Genomic DNA, 23731 nt, shown 5'->3' with positions numbered 1-23731 from the left:
TAGTTTTATGTTGAAAGGCAGGAAAAACGTATGTCAGAAAATCGAACGAGAGCAGCACATAAAGAATCTAAGAAAATTAACAAGAAACCAAAAAGTTCTGCGAGTTCTTTATTAAAAAAGGTCATTATAGCATTCTTTATATTAGGTATTATCTTAATGCTAGTAGGTGCTGTTACATTCTTTGCACTTGTTAAGGGTGCTCCACCTATAGATGAAGCATTATTAAAAGACCCTGTGTCTTCAAAAGTATTTGATATGAATGGTGAAAAAATAGCGGAGATCGGTGTAGAAAAGCGAACTTATGTCAAATATCATGACATTCCTAAAACGATGGAAAATGCCTTTTTAGCAGTCGAGGATATTCGTTTTTATCAACATAACGGAGTTGATTTACGACGCTTAGTAGGTGCAGTTATTGCCAACGTTCAAGAAGGATTTGGCGCAGAAGGAGCTAGTACCATTACCCAACAGGTGATAAAAAACTCTTTCTTATCACCTGAGAAAACAATTAAACGTAAGGTTCAAGAACAATGGCTGGCCATTCGACTTGAACAGAAATATTCTAAGAAACAAATTTTTGAAATGTATGTAAATAAAATATATCTTTCGAGCGTTCCATCTTCCGGTCAATTATATGGTGTTGCTTCTGCTTCAGAAGCTTATTACGGGAAAGAGCTTCATGAATTAGAACTTCATGAAATAGCCTTAATAGCAGGAATGCCACAAAGTCCAAATAACTATAATCCATTTGAACATCCTGAGGCTGCTGAAGAGCGTCGAAATACAGTTCTGGCTTTAATGGCGAAGAATGATTTTATTTCAAAGGCTGATGCTGATGCCGCAATGGCCATTCCTGTTTCGAGTACACTTACTCAAACACAAAAAGATCCAAGACCTTATGATTCTTTCATCGACCAAGTAATAAAAGAAGTAGAAGAACTAGGAGATGTAGATGTTGCAACCGCAGGTTTAGAGATTTATACGACCTTAGACCCTTCTGCGCAAACATATGTAGAGCAAGCTTTTAATACGAACGATATCATTCAATACCCTAATGAGGAGTTTCAAGCAGGGATGGTGTTATTAGATACTAAAACTGGTGAAATTCGTGCAATTGGAGGTGGGCGTAACTTCGAGGTTGCAGGATTTAACTACGCTACCTCCATTGAACGACAGCCTGGTTCCACTATCAAGCCTGTGACAGATTACGGCCCTGCGATTGAGCATTTAAAGTGGTCAACTTATCATCAGATTGTCGATGAACCTTACAGTTATACGACTGGTCAGCAGGTAAAAAACTACGATAATAAGTTTAAAGGACAAATGTCAATACGCGAAGCACTTGCGGATTCAAGAAATATTCCAGCATTAAAAACACTACATGAGGTTGGACTTGAACGGTCAAGAGACTTTGCTTTGGCCCTTGGAATGCCTGTTGGAAATGCAATAAACGAATCCGACGCCCTTGGGGGTGGTTCCATCGGTGCTTCACCTATGAATTTAGCCGGGGCATTTAGCGCATTTGGAAACAAGGGAATTTTCAATAAACCACACACAGTAACAAAAGTGGTCTTTATGGACGATAGAGAAGTTAAACTTAAGCCAGAATCTGTAGCCGCGATGAAAGAATCTACAGCGTTTATGGTAACCGATATGCTAAAATCTGTTGTAACTTCTGGAACAGGTCGAAGTGCTAACATCTCTGGTTTAAATATCGCAGGTAAGACGGGTACTACCAATTTTAGTGCGGAAGATCGAAAAGCACATAATATAAAAAGTGGTGGCGTTAAGGATATCTGGTTTGCAGGATATACCCCACTCTATACAGCTGCTGTTTGGACTGGATATGAAAAAACAACTGAACTTAACTACATTCTAAGCAAAGAAGAAAAGGCTATAGCAAAGCAACTCTTTAAATCCGTTCTTCAAAAGGTTTCAGAAGGTAAAGATTCTGGAGATTTTGAAAAACCTAACAGTGTTATTCGAGTAGCCATTGAAAAAGGATCTAACCCAGCTAAGCTTCCAAGCAAATTTACACCAGATGACCTACAAGTCAAAGAGTATTTTATAAAAGGCACAGAACCAAAAGAAGTGTCAGATGTGTATCAAAAATTACAAGCACCTACTGAATTGAACAGTACGTATAACTTAGAGAAAAATGAAATTACACTGAAATGGAATTATCCTGAGGAGATGAGAGAAGGCGTCTCATTCGAAGTTCAATATTCAGTTGATGAGGGACCATTTGAAGTACTTCAGACCGTGAAGGAATTAGGACTGATCGTACAAAATCCTATTCCAGAAGCGATATATACGTTTAGAGTCATTGTTATACGTGACGATGATCCAGAAAATCGAAGTGACCCATTAGATGTCAACATAGAAGTCCCCGCTAAACTAGAAGATGAGATTGATCTCATTCCAGATGATGAGGGTGAAGATGATGGCAACCAGGACGATGAAAATCCTGGGAACGGAAATGGGAATGGTAATGGTAATGGTAATGGCGACGATGATTAAGACGAGAAAAAACCCAAGATCTCAAGATCTTGGGCTTTTTCTTTCGATTACAATTGATTTTTGAAATTGTTTATTCAATTCTTGAAAAAGCTGAGTTAACTGAATATGTGATTGGTAGTGGTCTGGACAACTGATAATATATAGTAGTCTTTCCGCACAATTAACTGGCTTTATGAAAAGCTCTGTAACATGACTCTCCCAACTTACTAAGGTAGGCACAGGTTTTTTATTTACCCAAAACAAATACATAATGAAGTGGGCAATACTTTGAACCATGAGAGGCCTTGCATTTGTTTTATCCCTCTTATCAAATAATACTTTCAGATCACTTCGGTTCTTTTCCCAGTGCGTTATTAATTGGCCCACTGATACTCCCCTATCGAGCCAGGGCTGATAACCTTTTATTCCTAGAGCAAATTCTATATCAAATATAAAAGGAGTAGAGATGAGGTCTTTTACTATATCTGTAGAAATCTCAATGATTTCATTTCGGAAAAAAAGAGGATGCTTAAATGAGTTAGGAATTTTTACGCTCCGGATACCATTCATTTACCTAATACCCTTCATTCTCTTCTTTCCTTCTCGGCAGATGTCCAATAATGGACACTCTCCACATTGCGGATTTTGAGCCTTACAATGATATCTTCCAAAGAAGATAAGTCGATGATGTGTAACAGACCATTCTTCTCTTCGAATTTTATTCATTAATGCTTTCTCAACTTCAAGAACCGAATCCTTCCAACGAGAAAAGGCTAATCGCTTACTAACCCGTTCAACATGCGTGTCTACTGCAATAGCTGGCTCACCAAAAGCAACAGAAACAACTACGTTTGCAGTCTTCCTCCCCACACCAGCAAGCTTTGTTAGCTCATCACGATTACTTGGGACAACACCATTATATTCTTCAAGTAAAACCTTTGATAGTTTCTGGATGTTTTTTGCCTTATTTCGAAACAACCCAATTGATCGGATATCATTTTGAAGCTCAACTTCCGAAACAGCAAGGTAATCCTCTGGTGTTTTATATTTCTCAAATAATGTTTTTGTTACTTTATTAACTAATACATCTGTACACTGTGCCGAAAGACTTACGGCGATTACAAGTTCAAATGGATTTGAGTGGTTTAGCTCACAGTGTGCATCTGGGAACATTTCTCCCATTTTATCTAAACAAAATCGAATTTGTTGCTTGTTTAACAAAGTACTCATCCTTTATATATTACTCTTGTTCTAACCAACTAAATGGATTGGCTTCGTTCTTTTTAGCTTGAGGCTGTGTTGGACGAAGCTTCGTTTGGTTTTGTCTAACCCGTTGCCCCTGCTGCTGCGCTTGTTCAATTGATTTGATCCCACTTTTCTTCCAATCAAATAAAATACGATCAATATATCGGAAATTTAATTTGCCAGATAGAACAGATTCACGAAGTGCCGCTTTAATGAGAATTGGATCATGGTCTTCTTGGTCAAGCCAAATAGAAAGTGTCTCAATTTCCATTGGAGATAACGCTCTACCAAATTCTTGTTCAAATAAGGAATACAATTTTGACTCTAGCTTCCTTTTATCAACCTTGTCCTCTTCATTCGTTTCCTGAAAGAAAAGCAAAAGAATTCTTTCCCATAGTGGCTGTAAAGAGTATCTTTCACCTCTAATTCCTTCACTTTCATTGTCTTCAATCTTTAAGAATCCTTTTTGAAGAAGTCGACGTAATAACTCGGAACATGTATTAACCGAGAGCGTCATCTTACTTGCGATTTCGTCTGGGGTTGGAAACGAATTTCCGCTTTCTATATAAGAATGAACTTGAAGTAGTAAGATGAATTCACTTTCATTTAGGCCTAGCTTCGCGTAGTTATTTAGTAGAAGCTTAGGAATTGCAATACTACCTTGCTCATACCATTCAATCAATTTTTCTTTTTTCATCCTTTTCACCTCACATGAACTCAAGTAAGAATTCACTTCTAAGTATACCATGTTTAAGTCATCTCATGAGCAATTTCATAAGTATGTAGACAGTAAAAACATGGAATATAGATAGTAACTTTCTTATGCTACTTATCCTCATCCTTTCTTTTAATAGAGCCGATCACCCATATTGGCTCTATTAAATAGAATAAAAAATCCTTACTCACCCTTAATACCTAAGCATGTCTCATTATCCCATAAAAAAAGCCCCCAAAAGGGAGCTCCTATTAAACTTATGGGTATAATCGATTTAATAATCTTGGGAATGGAATGGATTCACGAACGTGCTCTACACCACTGATCCAAGCAACTGTTCTTTCTAAACCAAGTCCAAAACCTGAATGTGGGACAGATCCATATTGGCGAAGCTCAAGATACCATTTATATGTATCAGCTGATAGTCCGTGCTCCTCTAAACGCTGCTTTAGCAACTCGTGATCATGGATACGTTCAGATCCACCGATAATCTCACCGTAGCCTTCTGGTGCGATTAAGTCCGAACAAAGCACTACATCTTCTCTTGTTGGATGTGGCTGCATATAAAATGGTTTGAGCGACGTCGGGTAATGTGTAATAAACACTGGCTTTTCATAGTTTTCAGCGATTGCTGTTTCATGCGGAGAGCCAAAGTCATCCCCCCACTTAATATCTGTAAAGCCTTTATGATTTAAAAACAAAATAGCATCATCGTAGCTAATCCTTGGAAATGGGGCTGTAATTTTCTCTAATTTTGAAAGATCACGTTCTAGAACACCTAGTTCTAACTTGCAATTTTCAAGTACAGACTGAACGATAGATGACACAAATTGTTCTTGAACCTCTAGGTTATCTTCAAACTCATAAAAGGCCATCTCAGGTTCAATCATCCAAAATTCAATGAGATGACGCCTCGTTTTAGATTTCTCGGCACGGAATGTCGGACCAAACGAGAACACCTTTCCTAGGGCCATAGCAGCTGCTTCCATATATAGCTGTCCACTTTGAGAAAGATAAGCATCCTCTTCAAAATATTTCGTTTGGAAAAGCTCCGTGGTTCCTTCAGGTGCACTACCTGTTAAGATTGGAGGATCCACTTTAACAAAGCCATTTTGATTAAAAAATTCATAGGTCGCACGAATTACTTCGTTTCTAATTTTCATCACAGCATGCTGTTTTTTCGAGCGAAGCCATAAATGACGGTGATCCATTAAAAATTCAACTCCATGCTCTTTTGGAGTAATGGGATAGTCAACTGATCCATGAATGACTTCTATTTTTTTAACACCAAGCTCAAAGCCAAATGCAGAACGTTCATCCACTCTTATCTCACCTGTTACATAAACAGATGTTTCTTGTGTGATTGATTTGGCTGTCTCAAACACACTCTCTTCTACTTCATTTTTCACCACAACACCTTGAATAAATCCAGTGCCATCACGTAGCTGCAAAAATGCGATTTTTCCACTTGAACGTTTATTAGAAAGCCAAGCACCTATTGTTACATCTTGTCCAACAAATTTTCCTACTTCAGCAATTGTCGTTTTCACCAATATTTCCTCCTAAAAACATAAAGACCCGTTAAGATTTATTTAGTCATATAGCCTATTATAGTATAATCCATAGTCTATACTCAACAGTATTTAAAGTCGCTTCGATTGTTATGATGAACGATAATAGAAAAAAGAAAGGCTAAACCTAGCCCTTCACTCTCTCCAACATAAACGATTGTATTCGTTCCACTGCTTTTTCAAGTAAATCAAGAGATGTTGCATATGATAATCTAACATAATCTGGTGCTCCAAATCCTGAACCAGGAACAATTGCCACTTTCTCCTCTTCAAGGATTGCTTTTACCCAATCGTCAACAGTTTCAAAACCTGATAGGTCTACTGCTTTTGTTACATTTGGAAATAAGTAAAATGCACCCTGTGGCTTTAAACAAGTGAAACCCGGTATTTGAATGAGCTTATCATAAATGATATTCAAACGCTGTTCAAATGCAATACGCATAGTCTCAACTTCTTCCTGCGTGCCTTCGTAAGCTGCAATCGTAGCATATTGGGAAATGGATGTGGGGTTTGATGTACTATGGCTCGCTAAATTTGTCATAGCTTCTATGATGATTTGATTTCCAGCCGCATAGCCAATTCTCCAACCAGTCATAGAATGAGATTTTGAAACACCATTAATGATGATTGTTTGGCTCTTCATGTCTTCAGATAACTGAGCAATCGAAGTATGGGTATACTCACCATATATTAATTTTTCATATATTTCGTCAGAGACAATCAAGACATTATGCTTTAAACAGATTTCACCCAATTGGCTTAATTCCTCAGCAGAATAAATCATTCCAGTTGGATTACTTGGTGAATTAATAACAATAGCTTTTGTTCGTTTTGTAATGGCTGCTTCAAGCTGAGCGGGTGTGATCTTAAAAGAGTTGGATTCTTTGCCTTCAACGTAAACAGGTACACCTTCAGCTAATTTAACTTGTTCTGGATAACTCACCCAATAGGGTGTTGGGATAATAACCTCGTCTCCATCATTCAGGATTACTTGAAACAATGTGTATAGGGCGTGCTTCGCACCATTGCAAACGATAATTTCAGATGGACGATACACCAAATTCTGATCACGTTGAAATTTCTTAATGATCTGTTGCTTTAACGCTGGCAAGCCGCCTGCAGGTGTATATTTCGTGTGTCCTTCAGTCATGGCTTTTATCGCTGCATTTATGATAGGCATTGGAGTATTAAAGTCTGGTTCTCCAGCTCCTAACCCAATTACATCATGGCCTTGTTCTTTTAATTCTTTTGCTTTTGCTGTGATTTCTAATGTTGTAGAAGGTGTAAGTGATGCAACTCTTTTTGCCAACTCCATCTTTTGTTCCCCCTTATAGTGTGTAACGTTTTATAAATTGTCCGTCCTTGAAAGTTACATAATAATATGAATAACGATTATTTTGATCCAAGTAGACGATTTCCCAAATTGGTATATTTTGCTCAATTCCTAGGTTAACTGATTTTATTTCTAAAGGATTTTGTTCTTGTTGAAGCTGTTTTAATGCTTCTTCCTTTGAAATTCCTTTATCAGGGTTAACGACAATTACCTTTTCCAATTCATTTGTCGGAACACAAACAATCCTTTTGTTATGATTAATTTCACCATAGATAATTGTATAAGAGCTAGTACCGTTATAAAATGCAACTTCTGATATTTCAAGGTCTGGCTCTGTCTTCATTGCTACTAATGTCGCCTTTTTCGTTTGTTCTCTTTGGTAATCAAATGCATTCTTATATGTATTAATTCCTACCAAAATTGTGAGTAGTACGATGACAATTAATAAGAAAATCCATTTTTTCATAGAAACAATCCTTTATGTTCGATATATAGTAAAAATTGCGGTTTCTTGGTCCTGATCATCTAAAGCCAGTCCAAACATAAGATCTTGTTTCTTTAATGTGCGGTTTAAACTATCTACAATCTTATATAAGTCCGAAGAATGCTTGATCTTTACCGTCGATAATATCTCTATTTTACTCTCCAACACCTATTCCCCCGTATATCTCAAATTTTTCAAGTTATATGTCGATAAGCTTCGGGTAACAATATAATTACAGCAGCAAGGGCAATTCTTGTTGTTACCACTATTATAACAGTTACGGAAGTAGTAAACTGTTGGAAGCCCCACTTTTTCAATAGTAATAGCGAATCATTTACAAATAATTCATCAGTATTAAAAGGTATTACAAAATTTTCTCCTACCCACACTTGCCAGCCTGATGCATATGCATCAGGTCTTTTCTTATGCAGCTAAAAAAGGTATACATAACACTTAGTATGATTGTCATACTATATCGTTTGTCAATTCCTATTATTTTATCAAAAGCTTAATCGGTTATTTTCCTGAAAGCCAATCCTTTACCCCTGTTAGTAAATTGGGTAAATTACCCTTTTGAACGGTCAAATTGGGCAGGGATTGAATAAAAACCTTTCCATACCACGTTGTTACTATACGTTTATCGAATACAAACACAATACCTTTATCCGTTTTAGATCGGATTAACCTCCCAAAGCCCTGTTTAAACCGGATAACTGCTTGGGGCAGAGAGAGCTCATTAAAGGAGTTCAATCCTTCAGCTTCCAGCTGGTGAGCTTTGCCTTGAAAGAGTGGTTGACTTGGAGGTGTGAATGGTAACCTCACGATCACTAGGCAAGTTAAAGTACTGCCAGGAAAATCGACACCCTCCCAAAAGCTGCTTGTACCAAATAAAACAGATTGTTCGTTTTGCATGAAGTTTTTTGTAATTTTCGATCGACTTCCACCGTTTATACCTTGACCAATTAGAGAGATTCCTTTTAATTCAAACTGCTCCTTAACCAAATAAAAGGTCTTTTTCAACATATCAAAGGATGTGAATAATACCAGCATTCGACCTTCTGTAACTGTTGCAATTGCTGTAATGTGCGAAGCTATTGCCGCAATATACTCATCAATTGTTACTGCTTTAATGTTTGGTAAATCAATAGGAACTAAAACTTGTGCTTGCAAAGAGTAATTAAAAGGTGATGGCAACTCGGCTGTAATTGGTTGAAAATCAGTCAATCCAAATCTCTTAATGATATAACTAAACGAGTTATTTACAGTTAGTGTGGCGGAAGTTAGAACAACACTCTTTTTCTTCGCAAAAAGCTGATCGGCTAACCTGTCACTTACATTCATGGGTTGTTCATAAAGGTAGGTTGAATTCGATGAACTTTTTTCATCAATTTCGATCCATGTTACGTTCTCATTTTCATTTGACAAAAAAAGTCTAATAAAACTCAATTTCCAAGTCGACATCCGCTCTCTTATTTGTAAGAGCTCAGAAATATTCAACGACATCTTACTATCTTCTTGGCCAATTTGATCTAAGTATTGAACAATCATATCTATTTCTAGAACTGCTTCAGTGATTGAAAATTTTATTCGGTTTACACACTCAAGGATGGCATTCCATTTTGGTCCTTTTTCTTGATCCTTGCTATATTTGTAAATAACACGACCTGTTTCATGATGCTCTCTTTTTGCATTTTCCAATGCATACAATCTGAGCATCCTAAAAAGTTCATCTGTCTCTTCTCTTATGAAGGTTTTTCTCTCTTCAACCCTAACTATCGATTGTAATTCTTGCCCGTTCATCTCTTTCAAATAATGATAAAAATAGGAAAGTAACCCACCTTCATGAGTACTTCCAAGCCTACTTAGGCTGTAATTAGCTGTTAAATGGTCTATCTGCCCTCCTAAAAATCCGCCTACAATATCTTCAAGGTGATGGGCTTCATCAATGATCATTTCATGGAAGGTGGGGATAAACGACTCTTCAAATACTTCTCTACACAATAAGGCATGATTGGTTATAATGATGCTAGCTTTTTCAGCACGCTTTCTCATATAACGAAAAAAACATCTAAACTCCCACGGATCTTCTCCTTTTTCTTTACCCGTGTACTCTGTTGAAAGTCGTTCCCATAAAAATTGACCACCAGATGGAAGATTAATCTCATCAATGTCTCCCGTTTCAGTCTCTGTCAGCCAAATTAACAGCTTTGCCTTCGTTAGGTTACTATCATAATTATTATCTACTTCTCTTACTAGTTGTTCGAATCTGAACAAGCTGATATAATTCGATTTCCCCTTCAGTATGACTGCAGTTATAGGTACTCCAAGAATTTTGTTTATTATTGGGAGATCCCGCTCTAAAAGTTGATGCTGTAATTGAATGGTGTGAGTACTGATGACTACAGGAGTCTTTTTCGTCAAACTGTGAATGACAGCTGGAAATAAGTAGGCAATTGATTTCCCGAGACCAGTTCCAGCTTCAATGATGGCATGCTCATGTCCGTGGAATGCTTTTTGTACAAGATCCATCATATCTAGTTGAGATTGTCTGTACTCTGACTCGTAAAACAATTCTCCATTAGTAACTTTTGATAAAAAGGTTTCTCTGGCAGTTGGATATGTATAGTTGTTTTGTTGTAAGTTTAGGGGTTCATCATCCAGTCGCTTTTTTAATGCAATTCCTCTAATAATATCGTAATGAATACCTTCATTCCCCTGCTTATTTTCTTTGTGGGTAAGTAATTCTTCTAAAAGTTCAATCAAGTCACTAGTGAAATTTGCTGATATTTCTACTAGCTTTCTTATGGTTACATAAGGTAAAGTTCCTAATTTAGTAAGCAATTGATGTAATAGTAAGGCTGTAACCTCAGCATCACTATCTGCCTGATGTGGGCGATCATGCTGAAACTTAAAATGTTCTGCCAGTCCACCTAGCCTGTAGCTTGTAAGATTCGGGTATAAAAATCTCGTCATTTCTACTGTATCTAATACGGGTCCTAAAAAAGGCTCAAGCCCAGCTGTTTTTAATTCATCTTGGAGAAAATTCAAATCAAATAAGACATTGTGTGCAACGAAATAAGCATCTTCAAGCATTTCTGTAATAATTAACGCAACCTCATCAAAATATGGAGCATTTCTAACCATCTCATCTGTAATACCCGTTAATTGTTCAATAAAGGGAGAAATGGATTGCTCAGGATTTAGAAAAGTAGAATATTGTTCAGTTATTTTTCCGTTTGAATAAACTACGGCTGCAAATTGTATGATTTTATCTCCCTTTTTAGGGGAGTTTCCTGTTGTTTCTAAATCTATAACTACAAATCGATTCACGTTTATTACCACCTCAATCGGTAACACTTCCATATACTACATTTCAAAATAACATAAATTTTACTTAATTACTATTACGTGTAGTTATTTTGATTATTAATTTTGGCTGGTTTCTTAAAAATTGTTGCTATTATACCAAAAGAGGAGTAGTTGATATACTCTCCAGGATGCTTGCTTTCCTCGGGGCGGGCGGTGAACCTCCTTGGTTTACTACACCAAACGTTTAGTCTCACCAGTCCCGCTACTCTAAGCAATCATTCTCGCATATCCGTTCCAATCAACTTATTTATCAACTGCGAGATTTCACAATGCAACACTATTTAAATAAACAACAATCTTTTAGAAAAAAGCCTTTATTTTACAAACAAAAATCCCCAGTAAAGGGGATTGGATGTTACATAACAGTTGCAGCTGGTTCTTCTGCCATTAATTTTGTAATACGATTATTTTCATCCATAATAGCTACCTTCGGATGGTGGGTTGATATCTTTTCTTCTGGGACTAAGGCATAAGAAATGATAATCACGATATCATCCTTTTGAACGAGACGAGCTGCAGCACCGTTTAAACAGCAAACACCACTACCTCTTTCACCTGAAATAATATAGGTTTCAAATCGCTGACCGTTATTATTGTTAACGATCTGCACTTTTTCGTTTGGAACCATACCAACTGCATCTAATAGGTCATGATCTATTGTTATACTTCCCACATAATTTAAGTTCGCTTCCGTCACACGGGCACGATGAATCTTTGCATTCATCATTGTTCGAAACATGGTAACTTCCCCCTTAACCAACTGACACCTTAAAAATTAAATTTCCATAGTCATATTATCAATTAGTCGTACATTTGTAAACCTTGCAGCAACGGCAATTAAAACCAATCCAGAAATACTTGATAACGTTTTCAATTCAGGAAATGAATATACCTCTATATAATCAACTTCAGCTGATGATAAAGATAGAATCAGTTTTTCCATTTTTTCTAGTATGATTTGCGGATTTCGTTCCCCATCAATGATCAGCTTCTTTGCAAGCTTAAGTGAATTGTTGATTGCTGTTGCTTCCAGTCTTTCTTCTTTAGACAGATACACATTTCTCGAACTTTTGGCTAACCCATCTTGTTCTCGAACCGTTTCAACTGGAATAATCTCAATAGGAAAATTAAATTCTTGGACTAACGAAGTGACAATAGCTACTTGCTGAGCGTCCTTCATTCCAAACATTGCATAGGTAGGTTGGACAATACTAAAAAGCTTCATTAACACAGTTGCGACACCCTCAAAATGACCGGGACGTTTGCTTCCGCAAAGGATGTCAACCTTATTTAACACGGTGATTTTAAATGTGGGTTCACCTTTGTACATTTCGCTCACTTCAGGATAAAACAAGAAATCCACACCTGCTTCGATGGCTTGCTGTTCGTCACGTTCGAAATCTCGAGGATACCGATCAAAGTCTTCATTTGGTCCAAACTGTAATGGATTTACAAAAATACTCATGATAACAATATCTGCTTTTTGGTGAGCCTTCTCAACTAATGCTAAATGCCCTTCATGTAAAAAACCCATGGTAGGAACATATCCAATTATTTTACCTTTTTGCTTTATCAAAGAAACACGTTGCTGCATTTCTTTAATAGTCTTAATAATTTCCACTTTTACTTGCCTCCATATAAATGGACTAATTCCTCTTCTTTCATCGTAAAGGAATGCCCTTCAGTTGGGAAGTCCATGTTTTTCACGTCCGTTATATATTGAACTAGACTTTGTTTTATATCATCATTACTGTTTAAGTAAGTTTTTACGAATTTAGGAACTCTTGAAACACCAAAATTTATAAGATCATGGAATACTAGAACTTGTCCATCTGTTCCATTTCCAGCACCAATTCCAATCGTTGGGATTGAGAGTTTAGATGATATGTGTTTGGCCACCTGTTTAGGTATGCATTCCAACACAAGCGCGAATGCTCCCGCTTCCTCACACTTCTTAGCATCCTCTAAAAGCTTTGAAGCACTATCAGCATCCTTACCTTGAACGGAGTAACCCCCAAGTACTGCGACAGACTGTGGTTGTAAACCTAGATGTGCTACTACAGGGATACCGGATTTTGTAAGCAATCTGATGTACTCGATCACTTCGCCTGCACCTTCTAATTTCAAAGCGTTTGCACCAGATTCTTGGAAGATCCTTTTCGCATTTAGTAATGTATCTTCTTTTGAAATGTGGTAAGACATAAAAGGCATATCTGTCACGATAAAGGTATCCTTTGCACCTCGTTTTGTAGCTTTCGTATGATGGATCATATCATCAACAGTTACTGGAATCGTATTTTCATAGCCCAATACGACCATTCCGAGTGAATCCCCAACAAGGATTACGTCAACTCCTGCTTCTTCAGCCAATTTTCCAGTTGGGTAATCATATGCAGTTAACATAGCAATCTTCGTTTGATCTCGTTTCATTTTGATAAAATCCTTCGTCTGCTTCATTCATTTTCCTCCTTTTTAGAGAGGTAAAGAATAAACCGATTTTAGCCCATAAAAAAAACCTTCGATGAAAAAGAAGGATAAGGTTCATAGAGCTTTTTCGCTTCATTCATCCCTCTGTCCCAGTCCGCAATGGATCTAGGCAGAACTATACGATTATTGTTTATAAATACTAGGTGCAGTTCCCTCTTTTAGGATACTACCCATTATTATTCTCATTATAACAGCACATTACTTGTTAGGCTATCCTCAGGTTTTCAGTTCAATATCTGCTGAGTATATATGATGTACGGTCCCGTGCTCGTCTTGAATCATTAAAACCCCTTCATCAGTAATTCCCTTTGCATAACCTGAAATTTTCCCTTTTAAGGTGCTAGCAATAATCTCTTTCCCAAGACTAATCGCATATGCTTCCCACAAAAGCTTGATAGGGTAAAATCCACTTTTTAAATACTCCTCGTATAATTTTTCGAGTTGCTTTAATACTGCTTGGATGAGTTCTGCTCGATTTATTTTCTCTCCTGCTTCCATTCTTAAAGAGGTCGCTTTCAATTTTATGTCTTCTGGAAAGTCAACTTCCGTTTGGTTTACATTTATTCCTATACCAATAATGACAGAATTGATCCGATCCGCTTCTGCTTGCATTTCAGTGAGAATTCCTACACACTTCTTCCCCTTAATAAGAATATCGTTTGGCCATTTTATTTCGGGTTCAAGTCCTGTAACCTCTTGAATAGCCCCAGCCACACTCACTGCTGCTAGCAAGGTTAATTGAGGAGCTTGTCCTAGTGGAATAGAAGGACGTAAAATAATGCTCATCCATATTCCTGAGTACTTTGGTGAATGCCACAAACGATCTAAGCGTCCCCGTCCGGCCACCTGTTCCTCTGCCACGACTATGGTTCCTTCATTTACTCCATCAAAGGCTAACTTATGAGCGATTTTTTGAGTGGAAGATACTGTCTCCTCATAGTGGATGGTTCGTCCGATTGTTTTAGTCATTAAACCTAATTGAATTTCATTGGAAGTAACTTTCTCAGGAATCATGATAATCCGATAGCCTCTTCTTCTCACTGCCTCGAGTTCGTAGCCTTCCTTTCGAAGCTCTTCTATATGTTTCCAAATGGCCGTTCGAGAACACCCGATTGCCTCACTTAACTTCTGCCCGGATACAAACTCTCCGTCTGCATGAGTAAATACCTCTAGTAATTTTTCCCTTACTACTGACTGCACGAAACAAGCCACTCCCTTATTGATTCTCTGTCGTTCTGAACTTGACCGTTTAGAAGTGCCATCACAATACTATCTAGTGCTTCATTAATCCATGGTCCAGGTTTTCTTTCCCATACCTCAAATAAATCCAACGTTTCAAAATCAATAGCCACTTTATCATTAATGGGTAGATTTTCATATTCATTTACACGTTCTTTTACTCTCACTTCTACATTGAGTTTATGTATTACTGAGTAAATTCTTTCAATGGATGTACTGATATTTCTTCCAGTTTTATAAAGAATTAATGGTGTCCAACCACTCTCTATTACTGTCTTTAGACCAGCAACGATTTTTACTGCATCCCTTATTGTTTTCCTAGGTAACTTCCAGCTCATTAGAAAAGATTCAACATCCTTCACTTTTAAAAGGTAGGAGAACAAGGACCAACGTTCCGAATTAGATTGCAAAGCAGTATAATCAATGTTCTCCCACTCTTGTAGTGTTTCCTCATATGTTGCCAAATTTTCAATACTTGCACCTAGACCACATTCCCCTACTACTTTCAAAGCTGAATGGCATGAAGGTCCCGACAGAATTTTCTCGAACTCAGTTGTTATTCTTTCTATCGAGACATGTTTGAGCAAATGAGCTTGTAAACGAATGGCTTCCTTCGTTTTTTGTTCAATCGTAAAGGAAAACTGACTATGAAAGCGAATGGCTCTCAGCATCCGAAGCGCATCCTCTTTGAAACGATCGGCAGGTGTTCCAACCGTTTGAATAATTTTCATTTTAATAGCTTCTTGCCCGCCAAATGGATCAAATAAATGGCCATCACAATCCATCGCAATGGCATTCATTGTAAAGTCACGTCTTTTTAGATCCTCGGATAAGGAGTCAATAAAGGTTACACTAGTAGGTCTTCTATGGTCAAGGTACTCCTCATCTTTACGAAATGTAGTTACCTCATAACCTACTCCATCCAACATAACGATAATTGTACCATGTTGAATCCCAACTGGTATGGTCTTAGGAAAGTGTGCAATTACTTCGATAGGTGTTGCTGAAGTGGCGATATCAACATCACCAATTTTTCGACCCAGTAGTGAGTCTCGAACTGCTCCCCCTACAAAAAACGCTTGATACCCTTGAATTTGCAAGGTATTAATTATTTCCATTGGTTTTGTGAAAATAGGATCCATGTTAACCACATCCACTACTTTTTTAATGTATCGAAATAAATATCTTCATATTGTTGGACAATATTTGCTGAGTTAAACTTTTCACGTATCCAGCTTAATGCATTAATTGCCATTCTTTCATGTAAATTGGCGTCAGTTAATATCGAGATCGCTTTATCAGAGATTTCATCTACATTTCCTAGTTCACATAGATAACCCGTTTCTCCATCTACAATAACCTCTGGAATTCCACCAACTCTAGTGCCAATACATGGAACACCACATGCCATTGCTTCTAATAACACTAAACCAAAGCTTTCTTTCTCGGATAAAAGTAGAGTCAGATCACTTATAGAATAAAGCTCTTCAACGTTATCTTGCTTACCTAAGAATAAAACTTTTCCCGTTAAGTTTTTTTCCCTTACTAACCTATTTACAGCCGTTAACTCTGGACCATCTCCCACGAGCAACAGTTTTGCTGGGACATGATTTTGAATTTTTTCAAAGGCTAAGATAACATCCGGAACCCTTTTTACTTGCCTAAAATTTGATACATGAATGATCGTCTTCTCTTCTGGTAAAATACCATACTCCGTTTTTAGAGTGGAAACATCTCTTTTAAAGTAAACTCGTTCGTCAACAAAATTATAGACTGGTGTAATATCTTTATCTATTTCTAGCATGTCATACGTTTGCTGAATTAACTGTTTTGAAACAGCTGTTACAGCATCTGATTTTTCTATTCCAAACCGAACTAATTCACTCATAGAAGGATCATATCCTAATACCGTTATATCTGTTCCATGAAGTGTTGTGACAATCTTCACATCACGTTTGGCCATTTGACTAGCCAATACTGCACATACCGCATGTGGCACAGCATAATGGACGTGTAATAGATCTAATTCTTCACGGTCTATGAGCTCTGCCATCTTGCTGGCTAACGCAAGGTCATAAGGAGGATATTGAAAAACAGAGTATTGATTCACTTGAACTTCATGGAAGTAAATATTGCAATACACCTTATTTAGTCTAAATGGTAAACTTGAAGAAATAAAATGGATTTCATGTCCTCTTTCAGCCAAAAGCTTTCCTAGCTCTGTCGCTATTACACCAGATCCACCTAAAGTCGGATAGCAAGTAATCCCAATTTTTAGCTTCATCTCTTCTCCCCTAACAAACCTTCCCCTAAAAGGAGTGGTTTCTTACTTATAAAGCCTTCCGCATACTCTACTCCAGCTTCTGTACCATTCATTCTCTCTCGACTTGATACCTTCTCTATATAGCCATTCACGAGCGGTGTTTCCACACTCTCTATTGTTTTTAAAAATTGACTTTCATAGGCTTGTAAGCTTTTTAGCTTTATTTCAATGGTCTCGCTAATATCAATCCAAAAGGTCGGCTTATGGTATCCATTTATAAAATAATAAAACACCTTTAAAACCTTGTGTTGAGCTAACTGATCGTTTACTTCGTACTTCTTAATTCCTGCTGAAAATATGGCCTCTTCAACAAGGACGGTACAATTCCCATGGTCAGGATGACGATCTTTTTCATACGGAAGAAATACAATAGAAGGACGATATTTACGAATGATATAAGTAATTTTACGGATGTATTCATCATTTTTGAATAGACCACGATCTGGAAGACCTAGATTCTCTCTCACCCGGATTCCAAGTATATTACCCGCAATAGCAGCTTCCTTATGCCGTCTTTGTACCGTTCCATTTGAAGAGAGTTCCGCCTCTGTTAAATCACAAATGCCAAAATCCCATCCCTTTAATGTATATTTCGCAATCGTTCCTGCCATTCCTATTTCAACGTCATCAGCGTGAGCACCGAAGGCTAAAACGTCTAATGACCTAGGAGTTATCTGATTTTTGCTGGTCATGGATAATATTCCTCCACGTGAAATCTCCTCTTTCTAAACCATGAATGAGAATTTCAGCTGTTCCCATATTCGTCGCTAAAGGAATACTATAAACATCACAAAGGCGAATAAGTGCTGTTACATCTGGCTCATGAGGCTGAGAGGATAATGGGTCTCGAAAGAAAAAGACAGCATCCATTTTATTTTTAGCAATAAGAGACCCTATCTCTTGATCTCCCCCAAGTGGTCCTGACTTAAATCTTGTAATCGGTAACCCTGTTGCTTCCATAATTCTAAGGCCAGTCGTTCCAGTAGCAAAAAGCACATGCTTTTCAAGTATACTTTTATAAGCAATCGAAAATTGAACTAAATCTGGTTTCTTTTTGTCATGAGCAATCAAAGCAATGTTCATATTTTTTCCCCTATTCCATTATATTTTCTAATCCATATACTAATAAATCAAGCTTCATTACAGTTTCGATTGAAAGTTTCACTCCAGACATAAAGGATGCACGGTTATATGAGTCATGTTTAATAGAGAGAGTTTGACCATCTCCTCCAAATAACACTTCCTGATGGGCAATCATACCTGGTAACCGAATGCTATGTAACCGAATCCCCTCAAAATCGGCTCCTCTTGCTCCTTTTAAATGTTCCACTTCTTCTGGATGACCTTGTTTTTTGGGCTTCCTAACTGCTGCAATCATCTCGGCCGTTTTAATCCCAGTCCCACTTGGTGCATCAAGCTTTTGATCATGATGCAATTCGATAATTTCAACATCAGAAAAATATTTTGCTGCCATTTGGGAGAACTTCATCATTAACACAGCACCAATTGCAAAGTTTGGTGCTATAATGGCCCCTAATTCTTTTTGCTGAGCAATATCTTGTAGTTCTTCTAAGTCAGCTGCTGTGAACCCTGTAGTCCCGACGACAGGACGTACTCCATAGTTTAATGCTGTTTTTGTATGTAAGCGCCCTATCTCTGGGGTTGTTAAATCTAAAAGCACATCAGGTTTAATGGTTTGTAAGCATGTCTCAATATTATCAAAAATGGGGGCTTCTATATGTGGTAACCCTTCAATATCGGAAACTTTTTTTCCACCATTCTTTCGATCTATCGCTCCTATTAAGGTGAAGTGTTCCGTCATGTGAATAAGATTAAGTGCCTCTCTTCCCATTCTTCCCCTTGGGCCTGCAATGACTATTTTTATTTCATTCATTACCTTTACACTCCCATTACTCTTTTTTCGTCCAACGGTCTTTATCACGAGTCATAAATTTATTCATAACAAGGTTATGAGATTCCTCTAGATCAATATTTAACGAATTAGCGAGACAAGTTAAAACAAACAGCATATCTCCAATCTCTTGTTCCATCGATTTTTCTTCTTCTGACGTTTTTTTCGGTTTTTCTCCATAATAATGGTTAACCTCACGAGCTAGCTCCCCAAGTTCCTCTGTTAACCTTGCTAGCATGGCTAAGGGGCTAAAATATCCTTCTTTGAACTGCCCAATATAGGTATCCACTTCTTTTTGGATTTCTTGTAAAGATTTAGCCATCTTACTCACCTCATATTTTCTTCTTCCATGTTAGCTAAAACAACTGAGTTTGACAAATATTAAAACTGAAACCTACTTAAATTGCTACTATTTCTCTTATCAACTATAATTATTCGACAACCAATACTAAATTACATAGAATCAGGAAGGTGCAACATGTTTGGTCGCATTAAAATAGTAAATATTCTCTTCATCCTTTTAGGAGCAGCGATTTTTTCCTTCGGTCTAGTCAATTTCAATATGCAGCATCATTTGGCCGAGGGTGGCTTTACAGGTATTACTCTTTTACTCTTTTTCAAATTTGGTTTTGATCCATCCATTACAAATCTCTTACTTAATATACCTCTATTCTTTCTAGGTTGGAAAATTCTCGGGCGAATATCTTTCATATATACGATGATTGGTACTTTTAGCTTGTCAGCGTTCTTGTGGATCTTTCAACGTTATCCAGTAAGTATTCCACTAGAAGATGATATGACACTTGTGGCTATATTGGCAGGTCTTTTTATTGGTGTGGGCCTAGGAATTATTTTTCGTTATGGCGGGACCACTGGAGGAGTAGATATTATTGCTCGCCTCGCCCATAAGTATATTGGCTGGAGTATGGGTAAAACGATGTTTTTGTTTGATGTATGCGTAATTGGACTTTCAATTATTACTTATTTATCTTTACGCCAGGGAATGTATACACTTGTTGTTGTATTCATCGGTGCAAAAGTAATTGATTTTATGCAAGAGGGTGCCTATGCAGCTAAAGGTGCCACCATCATATCTGAGAAGAATGATGAAATTGCCGATAAAATATTAAAGGATATGGAACGTGGAGTAACCATTTTAAGAGGACAAGGTTCATTTACAAAACAAGATAGAGATGTCCTTTATTGTGTAGTGGGTCGAAATGAAATTGTGAAATTAAAGAACATCATTATATTTGTAGATCCACATGCATTTGTGGCAGTCACGGATGTTCATGATGTACTTGGCGAAGGTTTTACACACGATGAAAATAGAAAACCCTTACGAGACTAAAAAAAACCCTACTTGATGGCTCAAGTAGGGTTTTTTATTTTTATTAATCTTCGCTTTTCATTCCCGTATAGATTAGCACCAAACGAACTAATTCAAGCACGGCTACCAAGGCAGCTGCTACGTAGGTTAATGCCGCAGCATTTAACACTTTACGCGTTTCACGCTCTTCATCATTTCGGATAATACCTGCAGTAACGATTTCGTTCATTGCTCGGTTAGATGCGTCGAATTCTACAGGTAATGTAACAAGTTGAAAGACAACTGCTGCTGACATGAATACTATTCCAAGAAGCACTAGTCCTGATAAGCTTGAAAAAATACCAATTAAAATCAAGATCCAAGAAAAATTCGAACCAATATTCGCAACAGGGACTAGGGCATGTCGGAATTTTAAAAAGGCATATTCCTGCTGATCCTGCATCGCGTGTCCAACCTCATGGGCAGCAACTGCAGCTCCCGCAATTGAGTTACCGTAATAGTTATTAGTAGATAAACGAACTGTTTTAGACCTTGGGTCATAGTGATCAGAAAGCACACCAGGTGTCTCTTCAATACGCACGTCATATAATCCATTATCATCTAGTATTTTTCTTGCAACCTGCGCACCTGTCATTCCAGATGAAGTTGCAACCTTAGAATACTTTTTATAAGCACCTTTTACTTTCATTTGAGCCCATAATGGAATGATAAGAATTAATACAAAATAAACTATAAATCCCATTTTTTCATCCTCCATTAAACATTTACTACCTTTATTGTAAGCAAGAGAGTAATGGGTGTCAATCATTCAGCCTTCTTTTAGAAGCTTGCTTTTCCTTGTCACCCTTATACTTTCTCCAACCAACATAAGATAATGTAAGAATAATGATACTACCAGTTGATATCATCACCCAAATAAGTGAGGGATCCGCATCATCTTTCTTCATCTGTTTGAACATAAGTGTTAGCTCATTTTCCATTACTTGCATATGATCCATTCTTGATTCATGTACCATCATTTGTTTACGAGATTCATCAAGAAAAGTGACATATGTGTCAATCAGTTGTGATTGGGTAGATTCTAAATCGAGTCTAACACTTGGATAAATAATTTCATATTTCCCTAAGAAGATAGTTAGCTGTTGCTCAAATGTTTGATTGTCACCAGTGCCAACAGCTTCCTTCATCGTCTGAAAGGTTGTCATGACGGAGGTTTCCATCTCTGTCCATAGAGGTTGATACTCAGAGTTAACTGCATCGACTACCAGTCTGAATTTCGTAACTACTTGGATACGTTCTTCAAGTGACAACGACTCAGAATCTAAGGCCATTTGTGCCTCTTCGTACGTCGCATTAATAATTCGAATCTCATCCATAGAAAAAGACTTTTCATGTATATTGACCTTCGAAAACTGTTTTGAGAAATAGGATAGTAGTTTTTTAGCATCCTCATATTTTTGATGCTTCACAAGTTGAAGGGCTTGATCTGTAATAACATCAAGCTGTTTCCAATCATCTGTATGTTCTGCTAGTCCAATTGTAGGCTTCCAACAAATTAAAATAATAGCAAAAATAATAATCCATCTACTCATACTTGTCCCTCCTCTTACTACTAAAATTGTATGAGGATGTGGACAAGAGTAGACCATTAGAACGTTAATTGCCTTCTATTTTTTCGAATGCACAGTAAATAGGTAATTAGTAAGGAGAAGATGCTTAGCCAGAAGGTGAAGTATCCAATATATGGAATGTATTCATCTAATCGATACTTCGGATACATAAAGAATACGTAATCAATGATATCGTTATGTAAGGTCCAAATGGCGGCAATGATTAAGTGCCACGGCTTCATCCGATAATAGGGTGAAAACAGTAAACCTTGAACGGCCATTGCTCCATGAGAGAAAATCAGCATATACCCTTGCCATGAAAGTGAACCATGAATTGATAAAACCATAAGGTTCATTACAACTGCCCATACTCCGTATTTAAACAACGTCACAATAGCCAGAGCTTCAAATAGAGGCCAATTGGTTTTAAATAAGAACGCAAGTAAGACAAATACGAAAAACAAACTTGCGGTGGGGCTATCCGGAACGAAAATAAGAAAGATAGACGGGGTCTCTGCCAGTTGGTATCCATACCATTCATATCCATATATAGTCCCGGCAATATTAACAAGTAACAGCGTCCATAATACCCAACGTTGAGCTAAAAAAAGTTGAAACATTCGTATCAACTACATTCACTCCTTTTCCAAACTATCAATTTTTTATCTCTAAAAAAAAGCTGACGTATTACGTCAGCTTTCAATCGATCCTTATTATTCTGAAGCTTCTTCGCTTTCACCTGCAGCTTCTCCATCGTTTGCTACATATTCAGCAAGCTTTTGCAATTCTTCGTCAGTACCTTTAAAGACACCAGCAGGCATCGTACCTTGCCCGTTCTTAGCGATATCTGCAACTTCTTCTGCAGATAAACCAGTTCCAATTAGTCCAGGTGCAACGTTTGGATTTCCCGCTAAGTTCGCACCATGACAGGATAAACAAGTGTTAGCCTCCATAATTGCGTAACCTTCTGCGTCCGTATCAATTGGTACCTCTTGAACAATTTTACCTTGTTCCGCCGCTGCTTCCCAGTCATGAGACACAACTGATTCCCAAGTTAAGAAGATTGTTGCAGCAACACCAAGAAGCATCATTCCAACAGCAACTGGACGCTTAGTAGGTCTACGTTCTGGCCCACGGTCCAAAAATGGCGCCAGCATTAATGCACCAAATGCTATACCTGGCATGATAAATGCTCCAACAACAGTAAATTGTCCTGCAGCAAATTCATACTTTAAAAGTTGGTATAGGAATAAGAAATACCAGTCAGGTAGAGGTATATAACCTGTATCTGTTGGATCAGCCACACGTTCAAGTGGTGATGGATGCGCAACAGTTAAAGCAAGGTATCCAATTAGAAAGACTGAACCTACTAACCATTCTTTCAGTAGAAAGTTCGGCCAAAATGCTTCTGTTTTTCCTGGAAACTCTGAATAGTCTTTTGGAATATTCGCTTTACGCTCAGCAGGTACACGCGAATCTCCAACGAATTTCATGCCTTTTCCACGATGCATTCAGTTCCCCTCCTTTTGTAAGGTAGAAAAAATTTCATGAAATTATAAACGTCGAATCTCTTCGTCAGCTCTCTCACTCAGATCCTCATGTATGTATGATACA

At 37.6% G+C, this 23731-nt stretch carries 24 protein-coding genes; 2 read left to right on the top strand and 22 right to left on the bottom strand.

Going from position 1 to position 23731, the window contains the following annotated elements; all coding sequences use genetic code 11:
- Window positions 1-30 precede the first annotated feature (30 nt).
- Entirely contained in the window at window positions 31-2520 is a 2490-nt protein-coding gene (locus ACOI1C_RS05300) for a PBP1A family penicillin-binding protein (RefSeq protein WP_422508709.1), read from the top strand.
- A gap of 21 nt (window positions 2521-2541) precedes the next feature.
- Here ACOI1C_RS05300 and ACOI1C_RS05295 read toward each other — a convergent pair whose 3' ends face one another.
- From ACOI1C_RS05295 to ACOI1C_RS05210, 18 genes are all read right to left on the bottom strand, one after another.
- Window positions 2542-3069, bottom strand: a complete 528-nt coding sequence (locus ACOI1C_RS05295; RefSeq protein WP_422508707.1) for a YpoC family protein — start codon at window positions 3067-3069, stop codon at window positions 2542-2544.
- Window positions 3070-3720, bottom strand: a complete 651-nt coding sequence (gene nth / locus ACOI1C_RS05290) for an endonuclease III (RefSeq protein WP_422508705.1) — start codon at window positions 3718-3720, stop codon at window positions 3070-3072.
- 19 nt (window positions 3721-3739) lie between these two features.
- Window positions 3740-4441: a DnaD domain protein gene (locus tag ACOI1C_RS05285; protein WP_422508703.1), complete on the bottom strand. Its 702-nt coding sequence runs from the start codon at window positions 4439-4441 to the stop codon at window positions 3740-3742.
- 275 nt (window positions 4442-4716) lie between these two features.
- Window positions 4717-6009 (bottom strand): asparagine--tRNA ligase, encoded by a 1293-nt coding sequence (gene asnS, locus ACOI1C_RS05280; protein WP_422508701.1) that lies wholly within the window; start codon window positions 6007-6009, stop codon window positions 4717-4719.
- Between the two features lie 148 nt (window positions 6010-6157).
- On the bottom strand, window positions 6158-7345 hold the full coding sequence (locus tag ACOI1C_RS05275; protein WP_422508699.1) for a pyridoxal phosphate-dependent aminotransferase: 1188 nt from the start codon (window positions 7343-7345) through the stop codon (window positions 6158-6160).
- 13 nt (window positions 7346-7358) lie between these two features.
- Entirely contained in the window at window positions 7359-7829 is a 471-nt protein-coding gene (locus ACOI1C_RS05270) for a PepSY domain-containing protein (protein WP_422508697.1), read from the bottom strand.
- A gap of 12 nt (window positions 7830-7841) precedes the next feature.
- Entirely contained in the window at window positions 7842-8012 is a 171-nt protein-coding gene (locus ACOI1C_RS05265) for a YpmA family protein (protein ID WP_422508696.1), read from the bottom strand.
- Window positions 8013-8363: 351 nt separating this feature from the next.
- Window positions 8364-11177: an ATP-dependent DNA helicase DinG gene (gene dinG / locus ACOI1C_RS05260; protein WP_422508694.1), complete on the bottom strand. Its 2814-nt coding sequence runs from the start codon at window positions 11175-11177 to the stop codon at window positions 8364-8366.
- 394 nt (window positions 11178-11571) lie between these two features.
- On the bottom strand, window positions 11572-11955 hold the full coding sequence (gene panD, locus ACOI1C_RS05255; RefSeq protein WP_422508692.1) for an aspartate 1-decarboxylase: 384 nt from the start codon (window positions 11953-11955) through the stop codon (window positions 11572-11574).
- Between the two features lie 36 nt (window positions 11956-11991).
- Entirely contained in the window at window positions 11992-12837 is an 846-nt protein-coding gene (panC, locus tag ACOI1C_RS05250) for a pantoate--beta-alanine ligase (protein ID WP_422508690.1), read from the bottom strand.
- Window positions 12838-12839: 2 nt separating this feature from the next.
- Window positions 12840-13673, bottom strand: a complete 834-nt coding sequence (panB, locus tag ACOI1C_RS05245; protein WP_422508688.1) for a 3-methyl-2-oxobutanoate hydroxymethyltransferase — start codon at window positions 13671-13673, stop codon at window positions 12840-12842.
- A 246-nt stretch (window positions 13674-13919) separates the two neighbouring features.
- Window positions 13920-14903: a biotin--[acetyl-CoA-carboxylase] ligase gene (locus ACOI1C_RS05240; protein ID WP_422508686.1), complete on the bottom strand. Its 984-nt coding sequence runs from the start codon at window positions 14901-14903 to the stop codon at window positions 13920-13922.
- Window positions 14891-16084 carry a CCA tRNA nucleotidyltransferase gene (locus ACOI1C_RS05235; protein WP_422508684.1) on the bottom strand — a complete coding sequence of 398 codons (1194 nt, stop codon included), beginning with the start codon at window positions 16082-16084 and terminating at the stop codon, window positions 14891-14893. The genes ACOI1C_RS05240 and ACOI1C_RS05235 overlap by 13 nt, the downstream gene beginning before the upstream one ends.
- 14 nt (window positions 16085-16098) lie before the next feature.
- Window positions 16099-17226: an N-acetyl-alpha-D-glucosaminyl L-malate synthase BshA gene (gene bshA / locus ACOI1C_RS05230; protein WP_422508682.1), complete on the bottom strand. Its 1128-nt coding sequence runs from the start codon at window positions 17224-17226 to the stop codon at window positions 16099-16101.
- Window positions 17223-17957 carry a bacillithiol biosynthesis deacetylase BshB1 gene (bshB1, locus tag ACOI1C_RS05225; protein WP_422508680.1) on the bottom strand — a complete coding sequence of 245 codons (735 nt, stop codon included), beginning with the start codon at window positions 17955-17957 and terminating at the stop codon, window positions 17223-17225. Before bshB1 ends, bshA begins: the two co-directional genes overlap by 4 nt.
- Complete coding sequence (gene mgsA, locus ACOI1C_RS05220; RefSeq protein ID WP_422508678.1) at window positions 17929-18348, bottom strand: methylglyoxal synthase; 420 nt, start codon at window positions 18346-18348, stop codon at window positions 17929-17931. Before mgsA ends, bshB1 begins: the two co-directional genes overlap by 29 nt.
- 10 nt (window positions 18349-18358) lie before the next feature.
- The gene (gene dapB / locus ACOI1C_RS05215) at window positions 18359-19159 is read right to left on the bottom strand and encodes a 4-hydroxy-tetrahydrodipicolinate reductase (protein WP_422508676.1); all 801 of its coding nucleotides are present in this window, start codon (window positions 19157-19159) and stop codon (window positions 18359-18361) included.
- Window positions 19160-19175: 16 nt separating this feature from the next.
- A complete protein-coding gene (locus ACOI1C_RS05210; RefSeq protein ID WP_422508674.1) occupies window positions 19176-19499 on the bottom strand; it encodes a nucleotide pyrophosphohydrolase in 324 nt (107 codons plus the stop codon).
- Window positions 19500-19655: 156 nt separating this feature from the next.
- On the opposite strand from ACOI1C_RS05210, the gene ACOI1C_RS05205 reads away from it, so the two are divergent.
- On the top strand, window positions 19656-20528 hold the full coding sequence (locus ACOI1C_RS05205; RefSeq protein ID WP_422508672.1) for a YitT family protein: 873 nt from the start codon (window positions 19656-19658) through the stop codon (window positions 20526-20528).
- A 43-nt stretch (window positions 20529-20571) separates the two neighbouring features.
- Here ACOI1C_RS05205 and ACOI1C_RS05200 read toward each other — a convergent pair whose 3' ends face one another.
- The 4 genes from ACOI1C_RS05200 to ACOI1C_RS05185 all read right to left on the bottom strand — a co-directional run bounded on the left by ACOI1C_RS05200 (window position 20572) and on the right by ACOI1C_RS05185 (window position 23628).
- Entirely contained in the window at window positions 20572-21249 is a 678-nt protein-coding gene (locus ACOI1C_RS05200; protein WP_422508670.1) for a zinc metallopeptidase, read from the bottom strand.
- A 58-nt stretch (window positions 21250-21307) separates the two neighbouring features.
- Window positions 21308-22099 carry a sporulation protein YpjB gene (gene ypjB, locus ACOI1C_RS05195; protein ID WP_422508668.1) on the bottom strand — a complete coding sequence of 264 codons (792 nt, stop codon included), beginning with the start codon at window positions 22097-22099 and terminating at the stop codon, window positions 21308-21310.
- Between the two features lie 56 nt (window positions 22100-22155).
- Window positions 22156-22737 (bottom strand): DUF1405 domain-containing protein, encoded by a 582-nt coding sequence (locus tag ACOI1C_RS05190; RefSeq protein ID WP_422508777.1) that lies wholly within the window; start codon window positions 22735-22737, stop codon window positions 22156-22158.
- Between the two features lie 93 nt (window positions 22738-22830).
- Entirely contained in the window at window positions 22831-23628 is a 798-nt protein-coding gene (locus ACOI1C_RS05185; RefSeq protein ID WP_422508667.1) for a c-type cytochrome, read from the bottom strand.
- Window positions 23629-23731: the final 103 nt, after the last annotated feature.

The sequence above is a fragment of the Bacillus sp. DJP31 genome (genome assembly GCF_049310945.1).
Taxonomy (GTDB): Bacteria; Bacillota; Bacilli; order Bacillales; family SA4; genus Bacillus_BS.
The sequence above is the reverse complement of the archived record's forward strand: the minus strand, read 5'-3'. Positions and strand labels throughout refer to the sequence as shown.